Genomic DNA, 10,950 nt, shown 5'->3' on the forward strand with positions numbered 1-10,950 from the left:
GCGTGGCCGGGCCCGGCGACCACCGTGGCCCCGACCGACGCGAGGAGATCCCCCTGTGAGCAGCGCGGCAGCGCCCGCCCCCGCCGCCCGGTCCACCCTCCGTGCGGGCCTGACCGTGGTGCGCCGCGGCATCGCCGGACAGCCTCGCTGGTTCGCGCTCGCGGTCGTCGGCGCCACGATCTACGGCATCATGACCGGGTTGACCGCCTGGGCGATCGGCTGGGTCGTGCGGGAGGCCGTCACCCCGGCCATCGAGGCAGGGCGGGTGACGAGCGGACAGCTGTGGTTCATCGGCGGTGTCCTGGCCGCAGTGGTCGTCACCAACGTCATCGGCGTCATCGGCAGGCGCCTCGCCGGCGGAATCGCGATGTACAACCTCGGCGCCCACTACCGCCGCGCCGTCACCCGCCAGTACCTCCAGCTGCCCCTCAGCTGGCACCACCGTCACCCCTCCGGGCAGCTGCTGTCCAACGCGAACGCCGACGTCGAGGCGACGTGGAACATCTTCGCCCCGCTCCCCATGGCGATCGGCGTCGTCGTCATGCTGGCCTTCGGCATCGTCCAGATGGTCGTCGTGGACCCGACCCTGGCCGTGGTGGGACTCACCGTCTTCCCGATGCTCTTCGCGGCCAACGTCGCCTTCCAGCGGGCGATGTCCCCGCGGATGACCCGGGCGCAGCAACTGCGCGCCGACGTGGCGGAGGTGGCGCACGAGAGCTTCGAGGCCGCGCTCGTCGTCAAGTCCCTCGGGCGCGAGGACCATGAGACGCAACGGTTCCGCAAGGCTGCCGACGAGCTCCGCGACGCCAACATCGAGGTGGGCCGGACGCGTGGTCGATTCGACCCGGCCATCGAGGCGATACCCACCCTCGGCACGCTTGCCGTCCTTCTCGTCGGCACCCATCGGGTCCGCTCCGGAGACGTCTCTGCGGCCGAGGTCGCGCAGATCGCCTACCTGTTCTCGATCACCGCCTTCCCCGTGCGTGCCCTCGGCTGGGTGCTCGCCGAGATGCCACGTGCCGTCGTCGGGTGGCAGCGGGTCTCGGCGGTTCTCGACGCCACCGGGGCGATGCACCACGGGGAGCGCGACCTCCCGCGCGGCCGGGCGAGCACCGTGGCGACCGAGTCGATCTCCTACGCCTACGAGATCGAGACCGATGACGGTCAGCCCGGGGTCAACCCTGCCGTCGTCGACGTGACGATCGACATCCCCGCCGGCTCGACGGTGGCCCTGGTCGGACCCACCGGGAGCGGCAAGTCGACGTTGACCAACCTGCTCATGCGGCTCGTCGACCCGGACTCCGGAGCTGTCCTCGTCGACGAGGTGGACCTGCGTGACGTGCGCCGTGGGGGCGTCTCGGAGGTCGCTGCCCTCGTCCCCCAGCAGACCTTCATGTTCGACGACACGGTCCGCGGCAACGTCACCCTCGGGACCGATCACGGCGACGAGGCCGTGTGGCGGGCGCTGGACGTGGCGCAGGCCACGACGTTCGTCCGGCGCCTCGGTGACGGGCTCGAGACGCGCGTCGGCGAGCGGGGCACCAGCCTGTCCGGAGGCCAGCGCCAGCGGTTGGCCCTGGCGCGCGCCGTCGTCAGAGAGCCCCAGCTGCTCATCCTCGACGACGCCACCTCGGCGGTGGACCCCTCGGTCGAGCAGTCGATCCTCTCCCGGCTGCGCGACGCCGCCTCCGGCACCACGGTCCTCGTGGTCGCCTACCGGATGGCGACGATCCTGCTCGCCGACGAGGTCGTCTACGTCGAGGAGGGGCGGGTCGTCGACCACGGCACGCACGCCGCGCTCATCGCTCGCTGCGCCGGCTACGAGCGGTTGGTCACGGCCTACGCTCGCGAGGCCGCGGAGCGTGCCGCCATCGCGGCGGCCGAGGAGGAGGTGGCTCGATGAGCATGCGGTTCGCGCCCCCGGTCGAGCACCACGGCATCGCGTCCGGCCGAGAGATGTCCACGTGGGGCACGCTCCGGCGCGGGATCGAGCTGTCGCCCGAGCTCCGCAAGGGCATCGGCGTCACGGTGCTCCTCGCCGGGCTCTCGACTCTCGGGCGGGTCCTCGTGCCCTTCGTCGTCCAACGGGTCACGGACGAGGGCATCCTCGGACCGGGCGGACCCGACGCCGACGTCGTGCTGCGCTACATCGCCCTGGCCCTGCTCGGGGTCGTCGTGACCGCAGTGTCCGCCTACCTCGTCAACGTCCGGCTGTTCCGGACCTCGGAGACCGGCCTCGCGACGTTGCGCCTCAAGGCATTCCGGCACATCCACGACCTCGCCATGCTGACGCAGAACACCGAGCGGCGCGGATCCCTCGTCTCGCGGGTGACCTCCGACGTCGACACGATCTCGATGTTCGTGCAGTTCGGCGGGCTCATGCTCCTGGTCAACGTCGCCCAGATCACGCTGGCCACGGTGCTCATGCTCGTCTACAGCCCGATCCTCGGGCTCGTCGTGTGGGCCTGCTTCGTCCCCCTCTTCTTCATCATCCGCCTGTTCCAGGGCATCGTCGGCCGTGCCTACACGACGGTCCGCGAGCGTGTCGGCGACATGCTCGGCGCCATCTCCGAGGCCGTCGTCGGCGCCCAGGCGATCCGGGCCTACAGCGTCGAGGACCGGACCGCCCGACGGATCGACACCGCGATCGAGAACCACCGGAAGGCGGCCATCGGCGCCCAGGCCCGCGCGGTGGTCGCCTTCACGTCCGGTCAGCTGGTCTCGGGACTGACCACGGCAGTCGTCCTCGTCGTCGGCACGGTGCTCGCGGCCGACGGGAGGCTGACGCTCGGCGAGCTGCTCGCCTTCCTCTTCCTCGTCAACCTCTTCACGATGCCGGTCCAGCAGGCCACCGAGATCCTCAACGAGATGCAGAACGCCGTGGCCGGCTGGCGTCGGGTCATCGGGATCATCGACACTCCCGCCGACGTCGCCGATCCCGAGGACGGAGTCTCCCTCCCGAGAGGGCCCATCACCGTCCGCTTCGACGAGGTCGGCTTCGCCTACCCCGGCGGTGAGCCGGTCCTCCACGAGATCGACCTCGCCATCGAGCCCCGGAGCCGGGTGGCGGTCGTGGGGGAGACCGGCTCAGGCAAGTCGACCCTCGCCAAGCTGCTGACGAGGCTGATGGACCCCACGACCGGACGGGTCCTCATCGACGGGACCGACCTGCGCCGGATCGCCTTCGACTCCCTGCGACAGCGAGTCGTCCTCGTTCCGCAGGAGGGCTTCCTGTTCGACGCCACCCTTCGCGAGAACATCCGCTTCGGCCGCCCCGGCGCGACGGACGACGACATCCGGCTGACCCTGACCGAGCTGGGCCTCGACGCCTGGGTGGCGACGCTGCCCCTCGGCCTCGCGACGCACCTCGGCCAGCGCGGGGAGTCGCTCTCGGCCGGCGAGCGCCAGCTCGTCGCCCTCGCGCGGGCCTACCTCGCAGACCCGGACCTGCTCGTTCTCGACGAGGCGACCTCGGCGGTCGACCCCAGCACCGAGGTCCGACTCCAGCGGGCCCTCGACTCGCTCACCCGTGGCCGGACCTCCATCGCCATCGCCCACCGGCTCTCGACCGCGGAGGCCGCGGACGAGGTGGTCGTCGTCGACGCCGGTCGAGTCGTCGAGCGTGGGCACCACTCCGAGCTGGTGGGCCGCGGCGGCGCCTACAGCGGGCTCCACGCGTCCTGGGTCGCCCAGCAGCAGTCGGGCTGACCGGGGGGACGTCAACCCGGCCCATCGAGAGGGCGACGACGCGCGCGACCCGGCCCAGCGGCATACGGCCCGGACCCTCCAGCCCCTCCAGCAGGCGACCGACGCAACGTTCCACGCGGGAGCGGGGCACAATGTGCCGGTGACCGAGAGCAGCCCCGGCCTGACCGAGCTCGACCCCGCCATTGCAGCCCTGCTCAAGCGCGACGAGCACGGACTCGTCGCCGCAGTGGTGCAGCAACACGACACCGGTGAGGTCCTCATGCTCGGGTGGATGGACGACGAGGCCCTGCGCCGGACCCTCGCCGACGGGCGCGTGACCTTCTGGTCCCGCAGCCGCCGGGCCTACTGGCGCAAGGGCGACACGAGCGGCCACGTCCAGTGGGTCAAGGGCATCCGGCTGGACTGCGACGGCGACGCCCTCCTCGTCCAGGTGGACCAGGTCGGCGCAGCCTGCCACACGGGCGACCGGACCTGCTTCGACGCGCGCGTCCTGCCTGTCGTGGTCGGCGACCGAACGACCGGGTCCCCGGACGCCTGACCGGGTCAGCCGGCCGTCCCGGATGCCGGGCGGGTCCCGGAAGGACCACCGCGTACGGGAGAATGACGAGGTGCCCGAGATGACGCCCGACACGACGACGGCAGCCAGTCCGGCGACCGAGCGGACGACCCCGAGCGGCGCCGCGCCCGCGCCTCACGCTGACCTCACCTGGGGCGCGACGTGGCCGAGCCTCGACGTCTTCACCGAGCTCGCGCTCGGGCACACCCGCGTCATCCCGGTCGTGCGGCGCGTGCTCGCGGATGCCGAGACACCGGTGGGGGTCTACCGCAAGCTCGCCAAGAATGCGCCCGGCACCTTCCTGCTCGAGTCGGCCGAGCACGGCGGCGTGTGGTCCCGATACTCGATCGTCGGGGCGCGCTGCGCCGCCACCTTGACCGAGCAGGACGGTCAGGCGCACTGGATCGGCGACGTGCCCGTGGGTCTGCCCCGCTCCGGGGACCCGACCGCAGCCGTCCGGGACACCGTCGCAGCCCTCGCAACACCGCGGATCGCGGGCCTCCCGCCCCTGACCGGCGGACTGGTCGGGGCGATCACCTATGACGCGGTGCGCAGGTGGGAGCGCGTGCCGGACGAGGGACGCGACGACCTGCACCTGCCCGAGCTGGCTCTGATGCTGGCGACCGACCTCGCCGTCTTCGACCACAGCGACGGCTCCCTGCTCCTCGTCGCCAACGCGGTCAACCGGGACGCCACCGACGACCGGATCGAGGAGGCCTGGGCCGATGCCGTCTCCCGCCTCGACCGCATGACCGAGGAGCTCGCGGCGCCCGCGCCGAGCACCGTCGTGACGATCGAGCCGCGCGCGGCCGAGCCACGCAGCAGCCACACGGAGGAGCAGTTCGAGGGCATGGTGGAGCAGGCCAAGGAGGCGATCCGGGCTGGAGAGGCCTTCCAGGTCGTCGTCTCCCAGCGCTTCACCGTGCCGTGTCCCGCCGACGCGCTCGACGTCTACCGGGCACTGCGGGTGAGCAACCCCAGCCCCTACATGTACCTCCTGCGTCTGCCGCACCCGGACGGGTCGTCCTACGACGTCGTCGGGTCGAGTCCCGAGGCCCTGATCAAGGTCACCGGCCGCCAGGCGATCACCCACCCCATCGCAGGATCCCGCCCGCGCGGCAAGAGCCCGGACCACGACGCGCACCTCGCCGAGGACCTGCTCGGCGACGCCAAGGAACGAGCCGAGCACCTCATGCTCGTCGACCTCGCCCGCAACGACCTCCAACGGATCTGCCGAGCCGGCACCGTCGACACCGTCGACTTCATGTCCGTTCGGCGCTACAGCCACATCATGCACATCGAGTCGACGGTCGTGGGGGAGCTGCGACCCGAGTGCAGCGCCTACGACGCCCTCGTCGCGACGTTCCCGGCCGGCACCCTCTCCGGCGCTCCCAAACCCAGGGCCATGGCACTCATCGACCGCTACGAGGGGCTGCGTCGCGGGCTCTACGGAGGCGTCGTCGGCTACCTCGACTTCGCCGGTGACCTCGACATGGCGATCGCGATCCGGACGGCACTCATCACGGACGGTCAGGCCCACGTGCAGGCCGGGGCCGGCATCGTCGCGGACTCGGTCCCGCACCTCGAGTACCAGGAGACCGTCAACAAGGCCGCGGCCGCCCTGCGCGCCGTCGCCGCGGCGGCCGGCATGAAGCCGGTGGTCAGGTGATCCCCGACAAACGACGCTCCGCACTGGCCGTGGCGCTCCCAGCGCTCACCCTCATCGGCCTGTCCACCCGGGTGTGGGCCCGCGGCGCCACCGGCGACGCGCTCAGCTCCGGGGTCGTGGACGTCACCGGCGGGCGTGCCGCTCCCGGGGCAGTCGGTCTGGCCGTCGTCTGCATCGTCTCCCTCATCGCCCTGATGACCGGTGGGCGCGTCATCCGCGTCGCGTCCGCGGCCCTGATGATCCTCTCCGCCATGGGTGCCCTCGTCCTCGCGGGCCTCGTGGCACTGCGCCCCGCGGCCGTCGTCGCCGGGGCCCTGTCCCAGGAGCTGGCCCGCACGACCGCGCCGGACGCGACCGGCGTGACGACCCCGTGGGGCTGGGCGGCCGTCGGCACAGGAGTCCTGCTCGTCGTCGGGGCCGCCGCCGCAGCAGCCTCGAGCCGGCGGTGGGCCGGCCTGTCGGCCCGCTACGAGCGGGCCAGACCGGCAAGCGGTCCACGCGGCGAGGTGCGCACCGCGTGGGACGAGCTCAGCGACGGCACCGACCCGACCCTGCGCGACGAGCCGGACCGAGCCTGACAGAATGACGGACCGGACCTGACAGAATGACCGAGGGCGGCCGCCGAGGACCATCGTGACGATCCTCGGACTTTCGCAAGGAAGCACCGAGACCGGCCGCTGGACGACGCATCGGCGACCGACGAGAGAGACGCCGACCGGATGGGAGACAACGTCATGGAAGAGCAGCACGAGGACCACGGACACAGCATTGCGGCCTGGGTTGCGGTGGGCATCATGCTCGTCGGCGCAGCCGTGGGCAGCATTGCCGTCGTCATCCCGAGCGTCGCGCTCGGCATCATCGCGGCCGTCGTCATCGTGGCGGGTGCGATCGTGGGCAAGGTGCTCGCCATGGCCGGCTACGGCAGCAAGCCGCATGACCGCGAGGGCGAGGACCTGCTCGCCGACGCCCCCGACGAGCGGGGCACCTCGACCGTCGGCAAGAGCTGAGAGCAGTGCCGACAGTTCTCGACGAGATCATCAGCGGCGTCCGCGAGGATCTCGCGGCGCGGCGCGCCGCCGTCCCGTTGTCGGACGTGCAGGAGATGGCGGCTGCCGCACCCACGGCGCTCGACCCGCTGCCCGGCTTCCGCTCGGCGCCCGGTGTCGCGGTCATCGCCGAGGTGAAGCGCCGCAGCCCGAGCAAGGGTGCCCTCGCCGAGATCCCCGAGGCGGGCCGGCTCGCAGCGGCCTACGCGGCCGGCGGCGCCAGCGCGGTCAGCGTCCTCACCGAGCAACGGCGCTTCGGCGGCAGTCTCGCCGACCTCGACGCCGTCCGTGCCGCGGTCGAGATCCCGGTGCTGCGCAAGGACTTCATCGTCGATGCCTACCAGGTGTTCGAGGCGCGGGCGCATGGCGCCGACCTCGTCCTGCTGATGGCCTCGGCCCTCGCCGACGACGACCTGCACGAGCTGCACGGCGTCGCGACGCGACTAGGGATGACCCCCCTCGTCGAGGTGCACGACGCCGACGAGCTCGAGCGGGCCCTGGCCGTCGGTCCCCTTCTCGTCGGCGTCAACGCGCGCAACCTCAAGACCCTCGAGGTCGACCGGCAGGTCGTCGCAGGCCTGCTGCCGCTGCTTCCCCCGGACGTGGTCGCGGTCGCGGAGTCGGGCGTCTCCGGTCCCACCGACGTCGCCGACTACGTCCGCATGGGCGCCCGTGCGGTGCTCGTGGGCGAGGCCCTCGTGACCGGCGGGGCGCCCAGCGAGGCCGTCGCGCAGTTCATCGCGGCCGCCCGCGAGGCGGGAGTCGCGCCCGGCGCGGTCGCGCCCCGAGACGTGTCCCACGACAAGGAGTGACGATGTCCCCCTCCACACCGAGCCAGCCGGCCTCCGTCGGGCGCTTCGGCCAGTTCGGCGGGCGCTACGTCCCCGAGGCGCTGATCCCCGCTCTGGAGCAGCTCGAGGAGGTCTGGCGCAAGGCCGTGGTCGACCCCGCATTCACCGGCGAGCTCGAGCGGCTGCATCGCACCTACACCGGCCGTCCCAGCATCCTCACCGAGGTGCCGAGGTTCGCCGAGCACTGCGGCGGGGCTCGCGTCCTGCTCAAGCGTGAGGACCTCAACCACACCGGCTCGCACAAGATCAACAACGTCCTTGGGCAGGCGCTGCTCACCAAGCGGATGGGCAAGACCCGCGTCATCGCCGAGACCGGAGCCGGTCAGCACGGCGTGGCCACGGCCACTGCGGCCGCCCTGCTGGGGCTCGAGTGCGTCGTCTACATGGGGCGCAAGGACACCGAGCGGCAGGCCCTCAACGTCGCTCGGATGAAGCTGCTCGGGGCCGAGGTCGTCCCCGTCGAGCACGGCAGCCAGACCCTCAAGGACGCGGTCAACGAGGCCTTCCGCGACTGGGTGGCCAACGTCGCCACGACGCACTACGTGCTCGGCACGGTGACCGGTCCGCACCCGTTCCCCGAGATGGTCCGCGAGTTCCACCGGATCATCGGCATCGAGGCGAGAGAGCAGGTCCTCGACCTCGTCGGGCGGCTGCCTGACGTCGTCTGTGCCTGTGTGGGTGGGGGCTCCAACGCCATCGGCATCTTCCACCGGTTCCTCGACGACGCCTCCGTGCGGCTCGTCGGGCTCGAGGCGGGAGGCTCCGGCGTCGAGTCCGGCCGGCACGCGGCGCGCTTCTCGGCCGGCATCCCCGGAGTGCTCCACGGCGCGTTCACCTACGTCCTGCAGGACGAGGACGGCCAGACGATCGAGTCCCACAGCGTGTCCGCCGGTCTCGACTACCCCAGCGTGGGGCCCGAGCACGCGCAGCTGCGCGAGTCGGGGCGCGCCGAGTACCGCCCCGTGACCGACGTCGAGGCGATGGAGGCCTTCCGGCTGCTCGCCCGCACGGAGGGGATCCTCCCCGCCATCGAGAGCAGCCACGCGCTGGCGGGAGCCATGCAGCTCGGTCGCGAGCTCGGACCGGAGGCCGTCATCCTCGTCAACCTCTCGGGCCGCGGCGACAAGGACGTCCACACTGCGGCTCAGTGGTTCGGTCTCATCGACGACGAGGGCGGGACCAGCCAGCCACCGGACGGACGCGACGCACCCGGTGCGAAGGGGATGGGGCACCAGCAGTGAGTGTCAGCCGGATCATCGAGGCCGCCCGCGCCGAGGGGCGCGCCGCCCTCGTCGGATACCTTCCCGTGGGATTCCCCACCGTGACCGGCTCGATCGAGGCCATGGAGGTGCTCGTCCGGTCCGGAGTCGACATCGTCGAGGTCGGTGTCCCCTACAGCGACCCGGTCATGGACGGCCCCGTCATCCAGGACGCCGCCGTGCGGGCGCTCGCGTCCGGGGTGCGTCTCGCCGACACCTTCGACGCCGTCCGGGCCGTCAGTGCGGCCGGCGCGGGGGCGTTGGTCATGACCTACTGGAACCCCGTCCTGAGATACGGCGCCGACCGGTTCGCCGCGGACCTGGCGGCTGCGGGCGGCGATGGCCTGATCACGCCCGACCTCATTCCCGACGAGGCCGGCGACTGGATCCGGGCGGCCGACCGGCACGACCTGGACAAGGTCTTCCTCGTCGCTCCGAGCTCGACACCGGAGCGCCTTGCCGCAGTCACCTCCCAGTGCCGCGGCTTCGTCTACGCCACGGCCGTCATGGGCGTCACGGGCGCCCGGTCGAGCGTGGGTGACGCCGCCGAGGACCTCGTCTCGCGCACCAGAGCGGTCACCGACCTTCCGGTGTGCGTGGGCCTCGGGGTCTCCAGCGGCGACCAGGCGAGCCAGGTGGCCCGCTTCGCCGACGGAGTCATCGTCGGGTCCGCGCTCGTGCGATGCCTCACCGAGGCGGCGAGCCCCGAGGCCGGCCTTCGAGCCCTCGAGCAGCTGGCCCGCGAGCTCGCTGACGGCGTGCGACGAGGACACCGATGACCGCACTGACGCTCCCGCTGGCGGCCGTGCCGACCCTGAGGGCCTCGCTCGTCACCGAGATCCCCTCGCCGACGCAGGCGGTCTGGTACCTCGGGCCGGTGCCCATCCGCGCCTACGCGATGTGCATCCTCGCGGGCATCGTCGTGGCCGTGTGGCTGACCCAGCGGCGTCTGGCCGCTCGAGGCGCGCCTGCGGGGGTCGCCGTCGACATCTCGGCGTGGGCCGTCCCGTTCGGCATCGTCGGGGGGCGCCTTTACCACGTCATCACGGACGCGGACAAGTACTTCGGCGAGGGCCGCAACCCGATGGACGCCCTCAAGATCTACGAGGGCGGGCTCGGCATCTGGGGCGCGATCGCGCTGGGGGCCGTGGGCGCCTGGATCGGCTGTCGCAAGGCCGGCGTGGACTTCCGTGACTTCATCGACGCCGCGGCGCCGGGGGTGGCGATCGCCCAGGCCCTGGGGCGGTTCGGCAACTGGTTCAACAACGAGCTCTACGGCGGGCCGACCGACGTGCCGTGGAGACTGCAGATCCATGCCTGGGATCCCGGGGCCGGCCGGGCCCGGCTCGATGCCGCGGGCAACCCGATCGTGCTCGGCTACTTCCACCCGACCTTCCTCTACGAGGCCCTCTGGGTGCTCCTGCTCGCCGCTGTCCTGCTGTGGCTGGGTCGGCGATTCGACCTGGCCAGGGGTCAGGTCTTCGCCGCGTACGTCATGGGCTACCCGATCGGGCGCATCATCGTCGAGAACATGCGGACCGACCCGGCGACCCACATCCTCGGCCAGCGGGTGAACACCTGGACCTCGATCCTCGTCTTCCTTCTCGGGTTGTGGCTGTGGTGGTGGTTCGGCAGACGGGCCGACGACCGGCTCGCCTCGTCGGACGGTGACGTGGAGGGGCGCGACTCCGACGTCGACCTGGAGGCGGACACCTCCCAAACCGCTGGGGCAGGGGAGCCCCCCGAGCGCCCGAGCACCTGACCTGCCGCACCCTGTCTCACCATCCGAAATACGGCGTATCAATACGTAGGACGGAACGTGTCGGCAGTATCTTTCTCCCCAATGCTTGTGGCCAGAGCC

10 protein-coding genes are annotated in these 10,950 nt (G+C 71.9%); all 10 read left to right on the top strand.

Features of this window, described 5'->3' with window-relative positions:
• The first annotated feature begins 55 nt into the window (after positions 1-55).
• The 10 genes from ABWV20_RS12440 to lgt all read left to right on the top strand — a co-directional run bounded on the left by ABWV20_RS12440 (position 56) and on the right by lgt (position 10,851).
• Positions 56-1,903 carry an ABC transporter ATP-binding protein gene (locus tag ABWV20_RS12440; protein WP_353355483.1) on the top strand — a complete coding sequence of 616 codons (1,848 nt, stop codon included), beginning with the start codon at positions 56-58 and terminating at the stop codon, positions 1,901-1,903.
• On the top strand, positions 1,900-3,708 hold the full coding sequence (locus ABWV20_RS12445) for an ABC transporter ATP-binding protein (RefSeq protein WP_353355484.1): 1,809 nt from the start codon (positions 1,900-1,902) through the stop codon (positions 3,706-3,708). The genes ABWV20_RS12440 and ABWV20_RS12445 overlap by 4 nt, the downstream gene beginning before the upstream one ends.
• A 133-nt stretch (positions 3,709-3,841) precedes the next feature.
• Positions 3,842-4,246, top strand: a complete 405-nt coding sequence (gene hisI / locus ABWV20_RS12450) for a phosphoribosyl-AMP cyclohydrolase (protein ID WP_353355485.1) — start codon at positions 3,842-3,844, stop codon at positions 4,244-4,246.
• A 79-nt stretch (positions 4,247-4,325) separates the two neighbouring features.
• Entirely contained in the window at positions 4,326-5,933 is a 1,608-nt protein-coding gene (locus tag ABWV20_RS12455; protein WP_353355486.1) for an anthranilate synthase component I, read from the top strand.
• Entirely contained in the window at positions 5,930-6,511 is a 582-nt protein-coding gene (locus tag ABWV20_RS12460; protein ID WP_353355487.1) for a Trp biosynthesis-associated membrane protein, read from the top strand. The genes ABWV20_RS12455 and ABWV20_RS12460 overlap by 4 nt, the downstream gene beginning before the upstream one ends.
• 141 nt (positions 6,512-6,652) lie before the next feature.
• Positions 6,653-6,940 (top strand): HGxxPAAW family protein, encoded by a 288-nt coding sequence (locus ABWV20_RS12465; protein WP_353355488.1) that lies wholly within the window; start codon positions 6,653-6,655, stop codon positions 6,938-6,940.
• A 5-nt stretch (positions 6,941-6,945) separates the two neighbouring features.
• A complete protein-coding gene (trpC, locus tag ABWV20_RS12470; protein ID WP_353355489.1) occupies positions 6,946-7,791 on the top strand; it encodes an indole-3-glycerol phosphate synthase TrpC in 846 nt (281 codons plus the stop codon).
• A 2-nt stretch (positions 7,792-7,793) separates the two neighbouring features.
• Complete coding sequence (gene trpB, locus ABWV20_RS12475) at positions 7,794-9,071, top strand: tryptophan synthase subunit beta (RefSeq protein WP_353355490.1); 1,278 nt, start codon at positions 7,794-7,796, stop codon at positions 9,069-9,071.
• On the top strand, positions 9,068-9,868 hold the full coding sequence (gene trpA, locus ABWV20_RS12480) for a tryptophan synthase subunit alpha (protein WP_353355491.1): 801 nt from the start codon (positions 9,068-9,070) through the stop codon (positions 9,866-9,868). Before trpB ends, trpA begins: the two co-directional genes overlap by 4 nt.
• Positions 9,865-10,851 carry a prolipoprotein diacylglyceryl transferase gene (gene lgt / locus ABWV20_RS12485; protein WP_353355492.1) on the top strand — a complete coding sequence of 329 codons (987 nt, stop codon included), beginning with the start codon at positions 9,865-9,867 and terminating at the stop codon, positions 10,849-10,851. The genes trpA and lgt overlap by 4 nt, the downstream gene beginning before the upstream one ends.
• Positions 10,852-10,950: the final 99 nt, after the last annotated feature.

Origin of the sequence: Intrasporangium sp. DVR (assembly GCF_040365325.1) — a bacterium.
GTDB lineage: Bacteria > Actinomycetota > Actinomycetes > Actinomycetales > Dermatophilaceae > Intrasporangium.